15 protein-coding genes are annotated in these 20,175 nt (G+C 43.3%); 7 read left to right on the top strand and 8 right to left on the bottom strand.

The features are described from left to right. Positions 1 to 10: 10 nt before the first annotated feature. Positions 11 to 910: an ion transporter gene (locus JZY04_RS02685; protein WP_122142548.1), complete on the top strand. Its 900-nt coding sequence runs from the start codon at positions 11 to 13 to the stop codon at positions 908 to 910. Here the strand turns inward: JZY04_RS02685 and JZY04_RS02680 are convergent. Further along, on the bottom strand, positions 900 to 6,773 hold the full coding sequence (locus tag JZY04_RS02680; RefSeq protein ID WP_122142547.1) for a DUF3320 domain-containing protein: 5,874 nt from the start codon (positions 6,771 to 6,773) through the stop codon (positions 900 to 902). The two genes, JZY04_RS02685 and JZY04_RS02680, sit on opposite strands and share 11 nt — an antisense overlap. Positions 6,774 to 6,891: 118 nt before the next feature. Beyond that, positions 6,892 to 7,263 (bottom strand): DUF2809 domain-containing protein, encoded by a 372-nt coding sequence (locus JZY04_RS02675; protein ID WP_005808086.1) that lies wholly within the window; start codon positions 7,261 to 7,263, stop codon positions 6,892 to 6,894. 149 nt (positions 7,264 to 7,412) lie between these two features. Here JZY04_RS02675 and JZY04_RS02670 point away from each other — a divergent pair, with 149 nt between their 5' ends. Beyond that, complete coding sequence (locus JZY04_RS02670) at positions 7,413 to 8,081, top strand: MgtC/SapB family protein (RefSeq protein WP_032531631.1); 669 nt, start codon at positions 7,413 to 7,415, stop codon at positions 8,079 to 8,081. A gap of 2 nt (positions 8,082 to 8,083) precedes the next feature. On the opposite strand, the gene JZY04_RS02665 is transcribed toward JZY04_RS02670, so the two are convergent. From JZY04_RS02665 to JZY04_RS02655, 3 genes are read right to left on the bottom strand one after another with little or no spacing between them, the layout of a single operon-like run. Beyond that, positions 8,084 to 8,857 (bottom strand): TIGR03915 family putative DNA repair protein, encoded by a 774-nt coding sequence (locus JZY04_RS02665; RefSeq protein ID WP_032531658.1) that lies wholly within the window; start codon positions 8,855 to 8,857, stop codon positions 8,084 to 8,086. Positions 8,858 to 8,864: 7 nt separating this feature from the next. After that, positions 8,865 to 10,130, bottom strand: a complete 1,266-nt coding sequence (locus tag JZY04_RS02660) for a putative DNA modification/repair radical SAM protein (protein WP_005780995.1) — start codon at positions 10,128 to 10,130, stop codon at positions 8,865 to 8,867. After that, positions 10,127 to 11,026 (bottom strand): YafY family protein, encoded by a 900-nt coding sequence (locus JZY04_RS02655; RefSeq protein ID WP_122142546.1) that lies wholly within the window; start codon positions 11,024 to 11,026, stop codon positions 10,127 to 10,129. Before JZY04_RS02655 ends, JZY04_RS02660 begins: the two co-directional genes overlap by 4 nt. A gap of 171 nt (positions 11,027 to 11,197) precedes the next feature. Here JZY04_RS02655 and msrB point away from each other — a divergent pair, with 171 nt between their 5' ends. Beyond that, the gene (msrB, locus tag JZY04_RS02650; RefSeq protein WP_122142545.1) at positions 11,198 to 12,286 is read left to right on the top strand and encodes a peptide-methionine (R)-S-oxide reductase MsrB; all 1,089 of its coding nucleotides are present in this window, start codon (positions 11,198 to 11,200) and stop codon (positions 12,284 to 12,286) included. 139 nt (positions 12,287 to 12,425) lie between these two features. On the opposite strand, the gene JZY04_RS02645 is transcribed toward msrB, so the two are convergent. Then, a complete protein-coding gene (locus JZY04_RS02645; protein WP_005780999.1) occupies positions 12,426 to 12,602 on the bottom strand; it encodes a histone H1 in 177 nt (58 codons plus the stop codon). Positions 12,603 to 12,750: 148 nt separating this feature from the next. On the opposite strand from JZY04_RS02645, the gene JZY04_RS02640 reads away from it, so the two are divergent. The 4 genes from JZY04_RS02640 to JZY04_RS02625 all read left to right on the top strand — a co-directional run bounded on the left by JZY04_RS02640 (position 12,751) and on the right by JZY04_RS02625 (position 18,038). After that, positions 12,751 to 13,392 (top strand): helix-turn-helix domain-containing protein, encoded by a 642-nt coding sequence (locus tag JZY04_RS02640; protein WP_005781000.1) that lies wholly within the window; start codon positions 12,751 to 12,753, stop codon positions 13,390 to 13,392. Positions 13,393 to 13,685: 293 nt separating this feature from the next. Continuing rightward, positions 13,686 to 15,065 (top strand): sodium:alanine symporter family protein, encoded by a 1,380-nt coding sequence (locus tag JZY04_RS02635; protein WP_122142544.1) that lies wholly within the window; start codon positions 13,686 to 13,688, stop codon positions 15,063 to 15,065. Positions 15,066 to 15,166: 101 nt separating this feature from the next. After that, entirely contained in the window at positions 15,167 to 15,805 is a 639-nt protein-coding gene (locus JZY04_RS02630; RefSeq protein ID WP_005808096.1) for a hypothetical protein, read from the top strand. 133 nt (positions 15,806 to 15,938) lie between these two features. After that, entirely contained in the window at positions 15,939 to 18,038 is a 2,100-nt protein-coding gene (locus tag JZY04_RS02625) for a KamA family radical SAM protein (RefSeq protein ID WP_122142543.1), read from the top strand. Between the two features lie 54 nt (positions 18,039 to 18,092). Here JZY04_RS02625 and JZY04_RS02620 read toward each other — a convergent pair whose 3' ends face one another. Both JZY04_RS02620 and JZY04_RS02615 read right to left on the bottom strand, forming a co-directional pair. Beyond that, entirely contained in the window at positions 18,093 to 19,418 is a 1,326-nt protein-coding gene (locus tag JZY04_RS02620; protein WP_005781005.1) for a nucleobase:cation symporter-2 family protein, read from the bottom strand. 7 nt (positions 19,419 to 19,425) lie between these two features. Further along, positions 19,426 to 20,133: a DUF5020 family protein gene (locus JZY04_RS02615; protein WP_005781006.1), complete on the bottom strand. Its 708-nt coding sequence runs from the start codon at positions 20,131 to 20,133 to the stop codon at positions 19,426 to 19,428. Positions 20,134 to 20,175 lie beyond the last annotated feature (42 nt).

Genomic DNA, 20,175 nt, shown 5'->3' with positions numbered 1-20,175 from the left:
TATTAACACATTGAAAAGTGATTCTTGGCTCTATCGTTTTCTGCACAACCAGGCTCTGAAGCGTAAGTTGTACGTCATTATTTTCGAATCCGACACACCCGCAGGGAAGGCATTCGATGTAGCCCTTATCATATGTATTCTGTTGAGTATTCTGCTCGCCATTATCGAAAGCCTGCAAGGTCTTCCTTCCTGGCTTTCGACTCCGTTCATCGTACTCGAATACCTTTTTACGGCTTTCTTCACTTTTGAATACGTCACCCGTATTTACTGTTCGCCTCAACCACGGAAATACATCTTCAGTTTTTTCGGTATCATCGACCTGCTCGCTACGTTACCGCTCTATCTTGCCTTCTTTCTGCCCAGCGCGCGTTACTTGCTTATCATCCGTGCTTTCCGCATCATACGGGTATTCCGTATCTTCAAGCTCTTTAACTTCTGGCTTGAAGGCGAACGATTGCTCACCTCACTCAAAGAAAGTAGTAAAAAGATAGCCGTTTTTTTTCTCTTTGTCGTCATCCTCGTCGTCGCCATCGGTACGCTGATGTACATGATCGAGGGAACTCAGCCCAATACACAATTCAATAACATCCCGAACAGTATTTACTGGGGCATCGTCACCATGACCACCGTCGGTTATGGAGACATCACCCCCGCTACCGCCCTCGGCAAATTCCTATCCGCCTGCGTTATGCTGATCGGCTACACTATTATTGCCGTACCCACAGGTATCGTCTCTGTATCTATGATGAAGGAATACAAAAAACTTAAAGATTTGCAATGTCCCAACTGTCACAAAACGGGGCATGAAGAGAATGCAACATATTGTAAATATTGCGGACATAAACTAAAAAACGAAGAAGCACCCCAACAAGAATCCCAGACTAACGGACCGCGCCGGACTACTTCATAAGTATCTTGTCACCTTCAATTTTAGCCTCTTCCCTGTCCAACAACATCTGGACTCCCCTACGCATAGCAGTCTCCACATTCAGTCCGAAACGGGCATAGCCTAATAATTGGGCAGTTATTTTCATTAAGTCAGTCAAAGGTAAAGCTATTTGTTGTTCCAATATACTCAGAGCTGCATTGGCCACCTCACGTGGAGGTAAATCTGCCACCTCCCGTTTGGAATCAAGACGAAATTTAGTATATGCCTCTGCTTCCTCTTTCGTATTCCAATAAAAAGTCAGTCCGTCAACTTCTTGCTTGTAATAAGGGGTTCTACTCAATATATCATCCATCCAGGCAATCAAACGGGCTGTTTTACGAAGAATTCCATAAGCACTGAAAATTCTGTTACTCAACAATGAACGACTGATAGGCGCTTCTGTACGCATAATTTCATCCAACTGTTTTCTGATACGGGGTTCTCGTCGAGGCATCATAAAGTCCCAGGAAGAAAGATTCACTGAAACCAAAGAAGCTATTTCATAGATCTCCGATTCCACAGACTTTACTCCCTCCCGAATCACCTGTTCCGGAACGTTTACCAAACAAGGTTGTGCACTACATAGTAATCCGGCATTCTGCCCTTGATTCAATACAGGAACAGGAAGAGAAACCGATGCCGGAATCTCCGATTTACTGCAACGTGCTTTCTCCAATTCTCCCTCTATACGGTCAATCACTTTTTGTGAATTTTCCCACCAGTCCATTGTCCATACCTTACAGATATTCCATCCCAGCATCTTCAATACACTACTTTGCACAATTTCCCGATCCCGGGCAGTCTTCGCAGCCCGATAATTTTCACCGTCACACAAAATTCCGAGCAAATAACGGGAAGAATTATCCGGATCGACAACACCTACATCTACCCGGAATCCGGAACATCCGATTTTAGTTTTTACCTGATACCCTCTCTCACGAAGCTTTGAGGCCACCAGTGTACCGATATCGATACTTTCGGACGCCATTGCATTAGAGTGATTCAAAACACCGGTGCCTTTACCGGCATATTCGAGGAAGTATTTCAAACCTGCCACTCCTACGGAAGATGTTTTTTTCAGGTCAATCTGATCAGCCTTTAATGTAGAAAAGACTTTCATCTCATACCGGGCACGAGACACCGCTACATTCAAACGACGTTCACCACCATCACGGTTCAGCGGACCAAAATTAAGGCTGACCCGTCCGTTGATATCCGGACCATAACCTACTGAAAACAAAATAACATCCCGTTCATCTCCCTGTACATTCTCCAGATTCTTAATGAAAACAGGTTCTTCACGGTTAAAAGCAAGATTCTCCAAATCGGCATTTTGCATAACAACATCCGACAACATATCTTCAATCAGAGTCTGCTGTACAGAACTGAATGTTACCACTCCAATACTTTGACGACTCAACTCCGGATCGGAAAGCCTACGAACAATCTCGTCGACTACAGCCTGTGCCTCAGCTTGATTCTGCCGGCTTTTTCCTTTATCATAATATCCCTCAACAGATACCAGCGTAACTTTTGCAGCCAGATCGTCAGGAGACGGAAAAGTCAACAATTTATTATCATAATACTGTGAATTACTAAAAGCAATCAGGCTCTCATGTTTGCTGCGATAATGCCATAACAAATATTTGGAAGGCATAGACAAAGCCAGACAATCATCCAGGATACTTTCCAGATCTTCCATCTCGATATGCTCTTCATCTACAGAGTTACTGGTGAAGAAACTGGTTGGCGGCATCTGCTTCGGGTCACCTACAACGACCACATGGTTTCCACGGGCAATGGCACCAACAGCTTCGCATGTAGGCATTTGGGAAGCTTCATCAAATACAACCAAATCGAACTTATCATGGTTCACATCAATATATTGCGCTACAGACATAGGACTCATCAGCATACATGGGCACATGCGTGACAATAAATTAGGGATAGAATCAAACAGTTTACGGATAGGTACCCCACGCCCATTACTACGGATACACTTCTGCAAAATTCCCACTTCCGAACTTTGGGCAGCCGCATACACAAACGATGGAATGTTAGAAGCCAATTTTGCATAAAGTTCTTTCTTTATCAATTCCTGATACTGTTCATTCAGTTCACGAAAACGGAGAATGCTGTCATTGAACAACTCTCCACTAAAGAACTGCAGTACCTGTTCCGTACCAATGGCATATTCCGTAAAACTACGATAAAATCCTTTCAAGTAAATATTCATCATCCGTTCAGTAGGCAGGTTACGCTCCGTATACGCTGTAAATACGGACTCCAAGCCACAAGCTTCGAACCGACAGGACACATTCAGCCAACGATACCAGTCCTTCAATTTATCCGTGTTCTTTGCCCAAATTTCACACTGATGTAACGCTCCCGCCAGCCAATTGTCTTCACTGACATGAAGCACCTCTTTGGAAACACCCAGCAGTTGCAGCATCGATTCCTCCAATTGCTTTTCACGTTCCCAGTCCTGTACCACTCCCTCAAGTTGTTCCTTGTTCATTTGCCGGAATGAAGAATAGCCTTCTGAAAGCTGTTCTGCCAACTTCTCCTTAACCAAGCGTACTGATGACGCATCTTCGGCTAATCCCATCAACAATCTGTTCAACTGAAGCAGTCCCTCACTCATCGCTTCTATATCAGCCCACTGCTCTTCGCCTGAATGGGCCTTAGCACCAAACAAATTCTGCAGCCAACTGCTTTTGCTGTCCACTTCCTGCTTTTCTTGCTGATAAGAAAGCAATTGCTGCAATACCGGAAATACCTGTTCTTTGCCTATACGCCCTTGCAACGAAAATAGAGACATCTCTTTACAGAACTTACGTTGCTTCAGCCAACGGGGAAGGAACCAACTTTGTGTAATCTCTTTCCACTCCGCCAACTTTTGCTGTGCTGGAAAAGTAAAAAAAGCATCTTCAAACGATTGTTTCAGCAAACTGTAGACAGCATCCCTTTTTCGCCCATGTTCAATGATACGGCGTATCTTTTCAACATTCTCATTTGGCTCGGTCATCAATACCAAATTGGCAGTCATACCCGGAAGTTGCATTAAGATACGAATAAACCGAACCAGACTCTCCAACAACTTCTCCGTATATTTATTACCTATTCCATATATTGAAAAGCACTTTTCCACCTTTTTCTCCATCACCTGTAAAAGAGTTATATACTCTTTCAAAAGCTTATCCGTTTCCTCTTTCAGTTGCGAAGAGTACTCCTTTATATTAATTCCGGTGAGGGGATGATGATAAGAATGTCCGCTTACTTTTCCAACTCCCACCAATTCTTCCACAGCATGGTTCCACTCGTTCAACTGTTCTTTGGTCAATGTGGTAAGCAGAAAAGCGGGTATCATTATTTCTTCTTTTTCGTCAATAGAACTGTAACGTGTGACCGCTTCATAAACGGAAATACCGCAAGGATATACCCGGTGCAGCGCCTCTACATATCCATTGATCTGCTGACGCATTTTAAACAGTCTCTCCGACTCTTCCTTAAACTCTTCCGGTTCTTTATACCGGAAAATCTCTGTTGACTCTTTTAACTGTCTGAGCACATCTGTTTTACGTGCTTTATTGGAATGTAATTCCAGACAAAAAGGAGCCAAGCCAATATTTGTAAGCCTTTTTTGTACCACAGAAAGTGCAGCCATCTTTTCGGCCACAAACAACACCCGTTTGCCTTGATACAATGCATTGGCTATAATGTTCGTAATGGTTTGCGACTTACCGGTTCCGGGGGGGCCGTGTAAAATGAAACTCTTTTCACTCACAGCTTCATAAACCGCTTCAAGCTGCGATGAATCCGCACTGACAGGCAGAGCAATATCAGCAGGCGTCAAAGTGTGGTCCAGCTCTATGGCACTGGCATCGACATCTGCAACCTCCCACTCCATTTTACCACTCATCAGGCTCCCGACTATCTTATTTTTACTTAACTCTTCAGCATTTGAATGAATGTCATTCCACATAATGAACTTACTGAACGAAAAAGTACCCAAAATAGCCTGTTCTTCCACATCCCAGCGTTTCTCATTCATCACTGCCTTCCTGAAAATAGAAAAGACACGTTTCACATCGGCACCATTCTCATCTTTCGGCAACGATTCGAGTCCGGAAATAGTAATGCCGAAGTTTTGTCTCAGCATCTCCAACAGAGTGATATTGAGCATACTCTCTTCTTCACGGGCACGGATGATGTACCCTTTGGACACAGACTTGCGAATCATCTCAACAGGAAGCAGCAAGATAGGTGCATAGCGGGGACGCTCACTATGTTCGGTTTCATACCATCTCAACAAGCCCAGAGCAAGATATAAGGTGTTTGCCCCATTCTCCTCCAGAGCTACTCTGGAAGAACGGTATAAATAAGTAAGCGACTTTTTCAGATCCTGTTCGTTCAAATAGGTTCTCAATCTTTTCTGTGTCAATTCCTGCTTAATCAAACCGAGCATCGGATCAGATTCCGTCAAAGCTCCATAAAGTCCGAAATCATACAATGGATTATCCCAGTCAGAGGGTTTGCCCAAGATCTGAAATTCCGTTCCGTCAGAAAAAGCATCCTCCATCTTATCCACATCCGCCGAAATCACCTGAAGAGCATTTCGGGTAATGCGAAGGTTCAGAAAATTATTACGGAGACTCAAGTCCAATAACTTTCTCTCCCATAAAAGTTGTTTGGTGACTTCCACGTAACAGTCCTGATTTCCCCAATCATATTGCTTAATCTCTTCCGGGGCATTGCTGTAACTGACATGCGACTCGTCTTCCGGTGTCTGAATCATCTCCGGATTTACGCTCCATGCTTTCCCATGCATTATCCTCTGAGGCAAAGGCAGGATATGGGCAAAACGGCTACGTGCCACATCAATAAAACAAATAAAATCGTTCACCGCTAACATTTTACCATTAGCCAATCCGACTGCTGCATCGAAAGTCACATTTTTTCCATCGTTCATGCAGGTAGCTTCCAGCAAAATAATTTCGTTGATCCCGTCTGCAGTTCGTTTTGTCAACAGCGAAGGATCATCATTCACCGCATCAGGAAATGTTCCGTCAATCAGCCAGCATCCCACCAAAGCATGTCCCTGAATAACTACCAGTAATGGATGCAATCCCATAGCTTCGGCACACGAAGCATACAATAAGGACATATCCAGGCAAGTTCCCAATTTGCCGGAAAGCACATTATCCGAAAGTCTGATTCTCTGCCCGGCATCTCCAAAACTGGCAGGAGGTGTACAATAAGCAATGTGCTGCTCCTTAACAGCCTCGTACAAAGCAGCTAATTGTATCTTTACCCTATTAGGATTACAACTCTGATAAGCATCCAACGAGGAGCTACCTGACCACTCTTTCAGAATGGATGCTGTACGAGAAATAATTCCTGTAAGTATGGGATGATTGGGAACCACAAACGCCGACAAAAGTTCGGGCAACACCTGAATACCTCCCCACTGATCGAAGGCCAATATATCAATGGGATATTTACTTTGGAAGACTACTTCTTCATCACAAGAAACAATCAATCCGATAGCACCGGAAAAACGTTCGGTTTGCCGAATGAAAAAAGAAGGATCCAAAAGTAGGTTCAATGTAGTTATTTTGATCATTTCACCGGGAGATAACCTTTCTATCATCACAGGTGAAGCTGCTGCAAACTCAGGCTCAAAAATCAAAGATACCTTTAAATCCGCAAGTGGATGTTCCGTATTATTTTTGATAGAAAACAACCGTACAACAGGTATCCGGTTTTGCTGCATGGAATAATTGACGACAGGCAAATAAATAAACTCCACATCCAATTTGGAAGAAGGATTCTCTTGACTCATGACAAACAAGATTAATTAGTTCACACTCAAACAATAACATGCAGCAAAATTACATAATAATTTATAAACGAAGCCTACTTATTTCAAAGAATTTACAAAACAAGCAGAAAAACTGTTCTTATTTTCCTTTCTTACCCCAAAAACGTTCCACCAACAGAATAAATACATATCCGCCGGCATAACTGACTATATCTTTCAAATCGAAAGTAGACCCAAGTATAATACGGGTCACAGGGTTCGTTATTCCCAACACATCGACTAACTGGAAGTACTGAAGAACCTCAATAAAACAGGCAAAAGCAAATACATAGAAAGGTAATTGAGATAAACCTTTCGGAATAAAAATCCGTATAAAGCAATAAATCAACACAACAACCAATGCATCACCCATATAAGGACGTACAAAACGATCGTGAACATACATACCGATTATGATTTCAACTGCCAATATTATAGCAAAGCCAATCAAATAAAAAAGTCTTTTATTCATTGTGTGTTTTAAGTTTTATGCAGTACTGAATATATAGTCTTTCCGAAAGAAATAATCTTTTAGCTGCGAATATACGTTATTTCTAAAAACAATCGTATCTTTAGGTTACGAATAAATTATTGGAATAAAGACAGAGAGGAGATTTTCGTATAATGTTGAACTTCGATTTTGTATTAAGATTATTGGTTGCCGGCATCTTGGGTGCCGTCATCGGTCTGGATAGAGAATACCGTGCCAAGGAAGCCGGCTATCGCACACACTTCCTGGTTTCACTGGGAAGTGCACTGATAATGATCGTTTCCCAATATGGCTTTCAAGAGATAATAAAAGAGGATAGTGTTACGCTCGACCCAAGTCGTGTAGCGGCGCAGGTAGTAAGTGGCATTGGCTTCATCGGTGCCGGAACAATTATCTTCCAAAAACAGATAGTGCGGGGACTGACCACAGCGGCCGGTATCTGGGCGACAGCGGGAATCGGTCTGGCAGTAGGTGCGGGCATGTACGTTATAGGCATTGCCGCCATGGTACTGACTCTCGTGGGTCTTGAAGTATTAAGCTACTTGTTCAAAAGTATAGGGATGAAAAGTTCGATGATTACATTCTCCACCGACAATAAACAAGTATTGAAAGGAATAGCGGACCGTTTTAACTCCAAGGATTATCTGATAGTGTCGTATCAGATGGATAAGCAAGAACACGGAGGAATAGAAACTTATCAGGTGACTATGGTCATTAAGTCCAAACGGAACAATGACGAAGGGCATTTATTATCATTGATACAGGAGTTTCCCGAGGTGACAGTAGAACGGATTGAATAAGGTCATTTCTGCTTCTCAGTGATATACTTCCAATAACGTACCGGCATATCTTGCTTGTGTTTCCGGGGATTCAGCCTCTCTCTGATCGTGATAGATTTAAAATAAGTCTTCCAAAGCTGCTGAAACAGTTTTTCGTCTTTATCCATCAGACTTTCGTCGAGCATACCGGTAACCAGGTGGGCAGCTGGGGTATCCTGATCAAACGTCACCTCTTCCACTGTATGCAGGTCATAATAAAACCCATAACGCCGTTTCATATCATAAATCAGCCACCGCTGATCGGCAAACCGATCTTTAAAGTGAGCAACCGTCAATGGTAATGCGTTGTGCTGAGGTTCAAAAGCAGCAAAGAAAGTGCCATCCGCTGCTTTCTGAAAGCGTACGAACTGCAACATACGCAGCCGCTCCCAATCCACTCGTTTCCATATCCTGGAAAGGGCAAGTACATCCGGATCACCAAAATTCGTTTCAATGGATACAGGGGAATCAATGGCTTTACGGATGTACCGGAACAGGAGTAAACCCACCTCGGGCAATTCCGACAGCCAACACCAGGTAATGGCCGAAAGTGCAGACGCCGATACTTTTTTTTGCAATCCCCGCCAGACACGTCCTGCCTTTTCGTCATCGGTAATAACCGTAAAAACTTCATCATAAAAAAGTGGCAACGCCTCCCCATCCGTAAGTAAAACATCGGGGAAAGTCTTGCGGTAATAAGCATCAAATACTGCTGTCAACAAGCCATCAAGCGTTTTATCGTAAATAAAAAGAGTCATAACAATCTCAATCGGAAAAAACAAACGACAACTGATTTTCATCCGTCTTTTTCCTAACAGGCTTAGGCAGCAACAGGCTGCGTACGGTCTGTGGCGTCATCTCATTCACTGTCCGTACAGGCAATTCACTGCAAGTAATAAAGTATTGTGCTTTTTTCATGACCACACCTATCTTTTTAAGTTGATAATATCCCAACTTTGAGTAGCGGCGAGAAGCAACAATCAATTTAGCTGATTTCACTCCTATTCCCGGAACACGGAGTATCATTTCATAATCCGCTCTATTGATATCGACAGGAAACTGTTCCGGATGACGCAACGCCCAAGACAACTTGGGATCTATCTCCAAATCAAGATCGGGATAAGCATCATCCACAATTTCATCAACCTTAAACTGATAAAAACGCATCAGCCAATCCGCCTGATAAAGGCGGTTTTCGCGTACCAGAGGAGGTTGCTTAAGTGCCGGCAAACGGGTATCGTATGTATTCACTGATACATAACCGGAGTAATAAACCCGTTTCATCGTAGGGCGTTGGTAAAGAGCCGAAGAGAGAAAAAGGATATCCTTATCAGTTTCGGCTGTGGCACCGACAATCATTTGTGTACTCTGCCCTGCCGGAGCAAAACGAGGAGCATAGCGAAACTTTTTCCGTTCTTCACTACTCTCCAGTACCCCTTGCTGGATATAAAGCATCGGTGCAAACACGCTCTTATGATCTTTTTCCGGAGCCAGCAGTTTCAGATTCTCTTCTTTAGGTATCTCCACATTCACACTCAGGCGGTCGGCATAACGCCCGGCTTCATTCACCAGTTCACGGCTGGCTCCGGGAATGCTTTTCAAGTGGATATATCCATTAAAACGGTGCACTTCACGCAAATCTTTTGCCACACGTACCAGACGCTCCATGGTATAGTCAGGGTTACGCACCACACCAGAGCTTAAAAACAGTCCTTCAATATAATTCCGGCGATAAAACTCAATCGTCAGATCTACCAGTTCGGATACGGAAAGCGTAGCTCTGGGCAAGTCGTTACTTCTCCGATTGATGCAATAAGCACAATCATATATACAATAGTTGGTGAGCATCACCTTTAATAGCGAAATGCAGCGACCGTCTTCCGCAAAACTATGGCAGATACCCCAGCCTCCCACAGTATTGCCCAACATGCCGGGTTTGTTGGAGCGCACCGTACCACTGGAAGCACAAGAAACATCATACTTGGCCGACTCTGCCAGTATCTTCAGTTTTTCAAGTACATTCGCATTCATAAGTGATAAAGGGTTTGCATATTTCTTATCTCATCTTTTATCGTATCCCTTAATGACTGGGGCTCCAACACCTCCAATGCCGCTCCCTTAGACAACAACTCCTGTACAAAATCATACGTATGTGATATATACAACTCAAAATCAACGTAATTCTCGGTAACAGCAATTTCCTTCTGACTGGAGTGTAAAGGAAGGTTTCTCAGATATGGTGCCTGCGAAATTGTGGCTCTAAGTACTGTGCGCTGAGGAACCAGACTCTCATCTCGAATAATACCAAAACTATTGCGGAAATGATCTTGGGGAGTGAATTTACGCGGAAAACTGAAAGTATCTTCTGAAAGGCTGATCTCCCTGACCCGGTCGAGAGAATAAGAACGGAAAGCCTTATATTCCCGATTCACTCCTACCAGGTACCAACGGTGCCGAAAAAGTTTCAGGAAATAAGGTTCAAGCAATACACTCTTGGATTGCTCCCAATTATATGCCTGATATTCCATAACAAGCACATTCCCGCTACGCATAGCATTGATAATGGTATCCATAAATTGTATTCCTGAAGGAACTTCTTCAAACACAATCCGGTTCTTCATATCTACATTTTCTTGCAGTACATTGTTTAATGAAAAACTATTCAGTAACCACATCTTCAACTTATCGCCCAACATACCCTCGGCATCTGCTATATAATAGGTATTATCCCGCTTATCGCATTCAATGTTGATGTCGAACATCTCCTCGATAGCTTGTCGATGGTTGTGGAAAGTCCGCAAAGGAATATCCACACGGCTACCGTCTCCCGCCCGCCAGCGACGGTTGATTTCGGCGAATGTCACAGGTCCGTTCCGAAAGATCGTATCCACCAGCCAAATTAGTTTATTGAATTGTTGTTTTGCCATACTGAACTCTTTTTCTGCTGCAAAGCAAGAGAATGTTTATGCCAAAAGTAAGCACAATCCCTTGAAAGAACAAAAGATAATCTCTTTTTAACCACTTTATGGAAGGATACAACAGTTCTTAATAATCAGAAATTGATGTTCATTTGTTATTTATAAAAGAGACCAAGGATTATGAAAAAGAAGTTCACTATATTTGTCGTGCTATTGGCAGGTATCATTTATACCGGCTATGCACAAGGCGTACAATGGATTTATCAACAAAAACAGGAGAAAAAAAGTATGAAAAATCAGAGTGAGATATATTTTGCGGGCGGCTGCTTTTGGGGAACTGAACATTTCCTGAAACAAATCAGAGGAGTAAAGTCAACCCAGACCGGATATGCCAATGGAAACATTGCCAACCCAACCTACCAACAGGTATGTACAGGGAAAACCAATTTTGCGGAAACCGTTAAAGTGGACTATAACCCACAAGAAGTGTCACTGAAACTTCTGATTGACCTGTTTTTTAAAACGATTGATCCCACAAGCCTGAACCGCCAGGGAAATGACCGTGGAACACAATACCGCACTGGTATCTATTATACGGACGAAGCAGATCTGCCTGCAATCCGGAGCGCCATCGGTGAATTGGCCAAAGAATACTCTAAACCTATTATAGTGGAAGTGAAGCCTTTGTCCAATTTCTATAAAGCAGAGGAATACCATCAGGATTATCTGGATAAGAATCCCGGAGGATACTGCCACATAAATCCGGCACTCTTTGAATTGGCAAAGAAGGCCAATGCACAGGGTGCCGAAACACCACAGGCAAGTTATAAAAAGCCGGATGATGCCACACTTCGCAACAAGCTGACAGCCGAACAATATGCCGTCACACAAAAGAATGCAACCGAACCAGCCTTCCATAACGAATACTGGAATGAAAAACGAGATGGCATCTACGTAGATATCACCACCGGAGAGCCCCTTTTTATTTCAACAGATAAGTTCGATTCCGGATGTGGTTGGCCCAGCTTCACCAAACCGATCGAAAAAGAGTCAGTGAAAGAAAAGGCGGATACATCACACGGAATGGTGCGGACGGAGGTACGGAGTAAAACGGGAGACGCACATCTGGGACATGTTTTCACCGATGGTCCCAAAGACAAAGGAGGATTGCGCTATTGTATCAACAGTGCATCCTTACGCTTCATCCCCAAAGAGAAAATGCAGGAAGAAGGATATGGAGAATACTTGAAACTTTTACCTCAGAAATAAAAGAGGAAACAGTATCTGCAAAAAAGAGGATACCTGCTAATTTACTATTTCTGCCAATAGATACAAGTTTAGTTTCTGTAAAATAAAAAAGCCGGTCATAAAACTGAGACCGGCTTTTCATTTTCTTCTATTCGTAAGATTACTTCTTTGATTCTTCTAAAGATACTTTACGGAATTCTTTCATTGCTTTTTCGATTTCCAATGAAGCTTTACGGGCACGAGTTCCTGCAGCTTTGTTACCATTTTCGATCTGAGCATTTGCATCTTTGTTGAACTCAGCTACCAAAGTAGCAATCTTTTCTACTAATTCTTTCATAATCCTTATTTATTTCTTCGTTAATAATGATGGGCAAAAATACATCCTTTCCCGAAATAAACGCATAAAAACGATATTTTTTTTGAAATTATCGGCTAAAAATCGGCAAAAAAATGAGGTTTAGTCTTTTTTATCTACTTTTGCAAGCATGAAACCGCTTACAGATACTGATTACATACACGCATTGATAGCCGAAGGGGAGCATCAGCAACAAGACTTTAAATTTGAAATATCCGATGCCCGCAAGATTGCCAAAACGCTGTCGGCCTTTGCCAACACCGATGGAGGACGGTTGTTGATCGGAGTAAAAGACAATGGGAAAATTGCCGGTGTACGTTCGGACGAAGAAAAATACATGATAGAAGCAGCTGCCCAACTTTACTGTCAGCCGAAAGTGCATTATTCCATGCAAACATTTCACGTCGAAGGACGTTCTGTATTAGTCGTACAAATAGAGGAAAGTGAGAACAAGCCTGTTTATGCCAAGGATGAAACCGGTAAACCACTGGCATATATCCGCATTAAAGACGAGAATATCCTGGCTACTCCGGTACATCTGCGCATTTGGCAGCAAAGTGGAAATCCGGCAGGTGAACTGATCCAATATACCGAACGAGAACAGCTATTACTCGACTTACTGGAAAAAAACACCTCACTCTCACTGAATCGCTATTGCCGGCAAGCAGGTATTTCCCGACGGGCCGCAGAGCATTTATTGGCTAAGTTGATCCGGTTCGACATTGTGGAACCAATATTCGAAAACCACAAATTCTACTTCCGACTGAAATAGAAGGGGGGGGCCGGAGAATACGGTGTTTTGACGCGTACCCTAAGGGAGAGCATCTGTTGCCTTGAATGCCAGTTCCATTTACATGCCGAGGTAAATGCTTTTACATACCGAGGTAAATGGATTTACATGCCGAGGTAAATGCTTTTACACGCCGAAGTAAATGGATTTACATACCGAGGAAAAAGCAGGTAAATATAATCTACTGATTATCAACATTATTAAAACGATGGTTCAACTACGTATCGGCCGGATGAACCATAGAACAATGCACCGATGATTTAATTAACAAAGATATGGATCTGATTAACGATATATTATGGACCTACATCCTTATCGCAATGCTGTTGGGGTGCGCCGTTTGGTTCACGCTTAAAACCCGTTTCGTACAATTCCGGATGATTGGCGAAATGGTACGTCTTCTGAAAGATTCCGGCGGAAAAGAGGAGAACGGAGAAAAACATATTTCTTCATTCCAGGCTTTCGCCATATCACTGGCAAGTCGTGTCGGGACAGGAAATCTTGCAGGCGTAGCTACAGCTATTGCCGTAGGCGGACCGGGTGCGATATTCTGGATGTGGATCATTGCCTTGTTAGGAGCATCAAGTGCTTTTGTCGAATCTACCCTTGCACAGTTATATAAAGAAAAAGGAAAGGAATCATTTATAGGAGGTCCTGCTTATTACATGAAGAAGGGATTGAAGAAGCCATGGATGGGAATTCTTTTTGCCATACTAATTACCATTACTTTCGGTTTCGCTTTCAATTCGGTACAGAGTAATACCATTTGTGCGGCCGTAGAGCATGCATTCGGCATCAACCACATACCGATGGGAATCATCCTGACCGGACTCACTTTATTGATCATCTTCGGAGGCATCCAGCGCATCGCCAAAGTAAGCAGCATCATTGTCCCCATTATGGCACTGGGATATGTAGGGCTGGCACTGGTCATTGTACTCCTGAACATCACGCATCTGCCAGGTGTTATCGAAACCATCATCAGTCATGCTTTTGGTTGGCAACAAGCTTTGGGAGGCGGTATGGGAGCTGCTCTGATGCAAGGCATCAAACGGGGCCTGTTCAGCAATGAAGCCGGTATGGGTTCCGCACCCAATGCAGCCGCCACAGCATACGTGTCACATCCCGTCAAGCAGGGCCTGATCCAGACTTTAGGAGTTTTTACAGATACACTTATCATCTGTTCGTGTACGGCATTTATCATTCTTTTCAGTGGTGCTCCGCTCGACGGTTCGACCAATGGAGTGCAACTTACCCAGCATGCACTGAACAATGAAATAGGGAGCCTCGGAGGTATTTTTGTGGCAATCGCTCTCTTCTTTTTTGCGTTCAGCAGTATCATTGGAAATTATTATTACGGTGAAGCAAACATCCGCTATCTTACCCACAGGAGATGGGTGGTATACCTCTACCGGATATTGGTAGGCGCCATGGTATGGGTAGGTGCCATGTCCACACTCGACTTCGTATGGGGACTGGCAGATATTACCATGGGATTAATGGCTGTCTGCAACCTGATAGCAATTTCCTTCCTCGGAAAATATGCTTTCCGCTTATTGCAGGACTATCGTGAACAGAAGAAAGCGGGCATCCAAAGTCCGGTATTCACCAAAAACAAAATGAAAGACATAGAGCAGGACATCGAATGTTGGTAAAGTACCTCAAAAAGAATAGATGTTATCCATATAATCTGTAGCAATTTAACAAGTTATTTAGTAAATTTGCAGCCTCAATCTATAAATTGACCAAATGACTTATGAGCATATTCGCTAACTTATTCAAGAAACAAGCCGACGCTGACGCAAAAGTAGTGGGCAATGTCGAAGACTTCGTATCACTGACACGTGTATATTTTCAATCTGTAATTGCAGTAAATTTGGGTATCACAAATATCCGCTTCCTGCCGGATGTAGCCAACTTCAAACGTTTGTTCAAAGTAGCCACGCAAGGAGGTAAGTTAGGATTAGCCGAGAAATCGGCATCCCGCAAGATGCTGATGCAGGATTACGGCATCAGTGAATCATTCTTTAAAGAGATAGACACATCTATCAAAAAAAACTGCCGTACGCAAAACGATGTACAAGCATACCTTTTCATGTATCAGGGATTCTCAAGCGACCTGATGATGCTGATGGGTAACCTGATGCAATGGAAATTCCGTATGCCGGCCATATTTAAAAAGGCCCTGCGCTCCATGACAGAAAAAACAGTACATGATGTATGTACCAAAACGGTATGGAAAGCAGATGACGTACACAAAACGGCAGCGGCTGTACGTCAATACAAAGAACGTCTCGGATTCTCGGAACAATGGATGTCAGAGTACGTTTATAACATTGTCTTGTTGGCTAAAAAGGAGCCTAAACACAAGGACGAAGAAGCAAAAACAAAATGAAAAGCTGAATGTTATTAAACAAAAAAGAATCGTAAAGAATAGCACGAATAGCAAAGCGGAGGTTTTCTACCTCCGCTTTTTTTATTATATTTATGCAAATATTTCAATTTTAACAACTTAAAAACAATCGCGTATGAAACAAAAGAAAATGCTTTCACTCACACTTTCCCAAATCCGTCAACTATACTGTCAGGAGTTACCCGAACTCACAGCAATGGCCCGGCAAAGTCTTGATGACACAGACTTTAAAAGCCACCTGCAAGAGTTCCTTGCTTCTCACATATCCGGAGGGAACAAAGCGGGTGAGCAAATTCGACTCCTTATCAACTACGACGGAAAGACAGTTCATGAATTGTCTAACGAACAGGATATGCAAATACAGACCTTATCCCTTCTCCGACGCTTCTTGACCGGGAATCTGGAAAATGCAGAAATGCCTACTGACTTGTTCCTGGATCTGTATAACCTCTTCAAAAGACTGGAGGACCCGGAAATGCCCCTACCCTCTCCGCAACGAATCAAAAACAGAACCGAACGCTGGGCCACGGGACTGGACGAAGACGTGATAGAGCTACGCACCGAAAACAAAGAACGAATGCTGCATCTGCTGATACAGAAAATAGAGAACCGGAAATCAAAGCCATCCTCCCGGTTCCACTTTGAAGAAGGATTGAGTTATGAGGAGAAATACCATCAGGTCTGCCGGTGGTGGGATGATTTCCGCTTCCACCTTTCGATGGCTATCAAAACTCCTGCCGAACTCAACCGCTTCCTCGGAAATTCTCTTTCCAGCGAAACAATGTATTTATTATCCAGAGCCCGTAAAAAAGGGATGCCTTTCTTCGCCACGCCCTATTATCTTTCTTTGCTCAACACCAACGGCGAAGGATACAATGACGAAGCTATCCGAAGCTACATCCTCTATTCACCCCGTTTGGTGGAAACCTACGGCAATATCCGTGCCTGGGAGCGCGAAGATATTGTAGAAGCCGGAAAACCGAATGCTGCGGGATGGCTATTACCGGACGGGCATAACATTCACCGTCGCTATCCGGAAGTAGCTATCCTGATTCCCGATACAATGGGACGTGCCTGCGGAGGACTGTGCGCTTCATGTCAACGTATGTACGACTTCCAAAGCGAACGACTGAATTTTGAATTCGACGCACTCCGCCCTAAAGAAAGTTGGGATAAGAAACTACGCAGGTTGATGACTTATTTTGAAGAAGACACCCAGTTACGAGATATATTGATTACCGGAGGAGATGCTCTGATGAGCCAGAACAAGACTTTGCGAAACATTCTTGAAGCCGTATATCGCATGGCCGCACGAAAACGAAAAGCAAACCAAGAACGTCCGGAAGGAGAAAAATACGCTGAATTACAGCGTGTCCGTTTAGGATCGAGATTACTGGCTTACCTGCCTATGCGCATCAATGACGAACTGATAGAGATTCTGAGAGAATTCAAAGAAAAAGCCTCTGCCATCGGAATGAAACAATTTATAATTCAGACCCACTTCCAGAGCCCGTTGGAGGTGACACCACAAACCCGGGAAGCCATCCGGAAAATCCTTTCCGCCGGATGGCTTATCACTAATCAGCTCGTATATACTGTGGCAGCATCCCGACGAGGACATACCACAAGGCTACGCCAAGTGCTCAACTCGCTGGGAGTGGTCTGTTACTATACCTTCTCTGTCAAAGGATTCAATGAAAATTATGCTGTATTCACACCTAACAGCCGATCGATGCAGGAACAGCATGAGGAAAAAACATTTGGTAAATTAACTCCGGAACAAGCTGACGAACTATATTCTCTTCTCGAAACAGGTGAAGACACAGCCGCCCGTATACGCCGTTTCATGAAGAAACATCATCTACCGTTCATGGCTACAGACCGAAGCGTACTCAATCTGCCTGCTATCGGCAAGAGCATGACATTCAACCTGGTGGGAATCACCGAAAAAGGTAAACGCATCCTTCGCTTTGACCATGACAGTACCCGACGCCACAGTTCTATTATTGACAAGTTGGGGAAAATATATATCGTGGAAAATAAATCGCTCGCAGCTTATTTAAGGCAATTAAGCAAAATGGGGGAAGATCCGGAAGACTATGCCAGCATCTGGAGCTATACGGAAGGAGAAACAGAGCCCCGCTTCAAACTATATGAATATCCGGAATTTGAATTCCACACAACAGACCGGATGAGTAATCTGGAAGTATTATAAACGATAAACAGTGAACGATAAACGATGAACTGTTTATCGTTCACTGTTCATCATTCATCGTTCTTCTTCCTCTTTCACCCGAATTACGATATTTGCTATAATCGCAGTCAAGCCACCGGTAGTGATACCTGACGAAAAGATACTGCGGATAGCTTCGGGAGCCTGACTCAATACATCAGGCATCAATTCCACTCCCAGCCCTAATGAAAGACTGACAGCCAGCACCAATGTCTCCTTACGTCCGATGTTTTGTGACGAAACGATGCGGATTCCGGCTGCTGCCACTGTTCCGAACATCAACAAAGTAGCTCCGCCCAACACCGGGTCCGGCATCAACGAAAAAACAGCTCCTACAATCGGGAATAATCCTAAAAGAATCAGCATTGCCGCTATATAGTAACCCACATACCGACTGGCTACTCCTGTCAGCTGAATAATTCCATTATTCTGCGCAAAAATAGAGTTCGGGAAAGAGTTGAAAATACCTGCCAGGAAAGAATTAAAACCATCGGCCATCACACCACCCGAAACCCGTTTCAGGTAGTCGTCACCTTCAATCTTCAAACCTGAAATCATTGAATTCGCCGTCACATCTCCGGTCGCCTCAATAGCTGTAATCATATACACCAGCCCGATAGCGATAAAAGAAGACACATTAAAATCAAGTCCGTATTTAAATGGCTGAGGAATATTAAAACTCATCAACATCTCTACATTCAAAGCACTCATATCCACTTTTCCTAAAGCAAAAGCGAGCCCATATCCTAAACAAAGTCCCAGCACAATAGAACTCATACGCAAATATTTATTTTTGCAACGATTGAAAAACAAAACGCTGAGCAAAACCACACCTGCAATCGAAAGGTTCTCCCAAGAAGCAAATGTTCCATTATCCATCGCAGCATAACCACCTCCACAAGAAACAATGCCTACCTTTATCAGACTCAACCCGATAAGCAATACCACAATACCCGAAACCAGCGGAGTGATGATATTGCGCATATACTTGAAGGTACGACTAATAACCATTTCAATGGGAGCTGCCGCCATACAGACACCAAAAATAAGAGGAAGTCCGCCTACAAGCCCCGTAGCAATGATCGGACCAATAAACGAAAAGCTCGTGCCTTGTATACAAAGCAGTCTCGCCCCGATAGGGCCAAAACGTCGGCACTGGATAAAAGTAGACACTCCCGAAGCAAAAAGAGACATCGATACCAAAAATCCGGTTTTCTCTACATCCAGTTTCAGAGCACTGGCAATAATCAACGGAGGAGTAATAATAGCTACAAAAATAGCAAGCAGATGTTGCAATGCCGCAAATAAAGCATCTTTAAACGGCGGACGGTCCTCAATACCGTATATCAAATCAGTTTTCATCAGTTTTTTAGTTTATTGTCCATTTTAGCGCCAGTGTAGGGATGACATAAAAACCATCGCGTCCACCGAAATTATTACTCAGCTCAACTTCTGAACCTACACTCAGATTAAACTTGTCACTGATACCTTTTATACGGTTCAGATTCACCCAAAACTGAGGTTCGGTAAGAAAAATCGTTTTGCCATAAGCCGTCTCTTCGCGCCACCAATCAGCAAATCCGGAGAAAGTAAGCAGGTTCCTGCTGAAATTCATGTACCAGGTCCCGGTCAACTGGAAGTTATGGGGAGAACGATGTTTCTGAATATACTTATACAGGACCGACAATGAAAATCCACGTGAAAAAGAAGCATTATTATAAGTATATGTTGCACCACCCAAATAGGCGTTATTATAAGAAAAACCTTTGGCAAGTCCACCGTTATATTCCACATGTACCGAAAATGGATTCTTCCAGAATTTCAATTCACGTGCTATTTCCCAATAAGCGGCAGCCACTCCGTCCGAGGTATAATCCATATCGACAAAGAAATAAGTGCTTCCCCACTTGTCGGGATGAAACTTCTCCACAGTAGAGGTTAGCACAGGACGCCCTTTTAAATCTTTATCATACAAAGAACGTCCAAAATCATAATGCAACTGGATGTTCTGTGCCTTTAACCCGACGCCGACAGACAAGATAAACAGACAGAAAATAGCAATAGCGGTTCTTCTCATGTTGAATGTTTTTTGAATTAAGGCGCAAAAGTAATTAAAAAT

This window comes from Bacteroides sp. 11BF, assembly GCF_019633765.1.
In the GTDB taxonomy this organism is placed as follows: Bacteria; Bacteroidota; Bacteroidia; order Bacteroidales; family Bacteroidaceae; genus Bacteroides; species Bacteroides hominis.
Note: the sequence above shows the minus strand (reverse complement) of the source record. Positions and strands in the feature narration are given on the sequence as shown.